The organism is Brachyspira sp. SAP_772 (genome assembly GCF_009755885.1).
Lineage (GTDB): Bacteria > Spirochaetota > Brachyspiria > Brachyspirales > Brachyspiraceae > Brachyspira.
Window position 1 is genome coordinate 1 of record NZ_VYIX01000036.1, and the last position, 1,034, is coordinate 1,034.

Sequence of the window (1,034 nt, forward strand, 5' to 3'; positions counted from 1 at the left end):
GTTTCTATTGCATCATAAACTTCATCAATCTCTTTTCCGTATAAAGCTCTTCCTGATGTTACTATAGAATATCTTAAAACTCCTTTATTAAAATCGCTTTTTCCTTGTTCTAATATTTTTTCTTTATCTAGAATATCGTACTCTTCGCAATTAGTATCATAATGAGATGACTGTGCACAGAATTTACAGTTTTCCGAGCATTTTCTGCTTTTAGCATTTATTATTGAACACATATCGAATATATTAGAGCAGAAATATTTTCTTATACTATCAGCCGCAGAGCATAATTCTTCTAATGGTGCTTCAACTAATTGCATAGCTTCTTCTTTTGTTATATCATAACCTTTTATTATTTTATCTCTTAATTCTTCTAAAGATATTTCTTTTTTTAAATCTGTATTACTCATATATTRTAATCTCCTATTTATGATAATCTCTTATTTATACTTCTTTATACTTCCTGAAACTATTTTGTCTATTTTACCGTCCTGAAATTCCGCTACAAGAGCAAAAGTTTTATCTATATCTAGTACTTTTACTATATGTTCTTTATTATTTATATTAATAGAAACTTTTTTTCCTATTAAAAATGAGCGTTTTTTATATTCTTCATAAAAGTTAACATCATTAAAATAATAATCATATAAATTTTCTAATATTTTAGCTACTAGAATATTTCTTATATCGCTTTTAGTATTTGAATTAGCATTATTTTTAGAATTTATTGATGCTGCTATATTRTTCAATTCTTTAGGAAARCCATYTTTAGGRAAATTAACATTAACRCCTATTCCTATAACAGCATAATCCAATTTACCGTCTTCAAAACTGAAAGCTCCTTCAGTAAGTATTCCGCATACTTTTTTACCATTTATAAATACATCATTAACCCATTTAATCTGTGTATTTTCATTTGAAATTTCTTCTATTGATTTTGACACAGCCATAGCTGCAGCRGTAGTAATAAATGAGCTATTAAAAATCTTTTTCTCTTTTTTTAGATTAAGTATAATACTCATATATATGCCTGTACC

The 1,034-nt window shown here is 26.0% G+C and carries 2 protein-coding genes; both read right to left on the bottom strand.

The features are described from left to right. Positions 1 to 407 (bottom strand): radical SAM protein (locus tag GQX97_RS12380; RefSeq protein WP_368666579.1); only part of this gene is annotated, 407 nt, incomplete at its 3' end. Between the two features lie 30 nt (positions 408 to 437). Then, positions 438 to 1,034, bottom strand: a 597-nt coding sequence (locus GQX97_RS12385) for a biotin--[acetyl-CoA-carboxylase] ligase (protein ID WP_157152224.1), incomplete at its 5' end; no start/stop codon positions are given.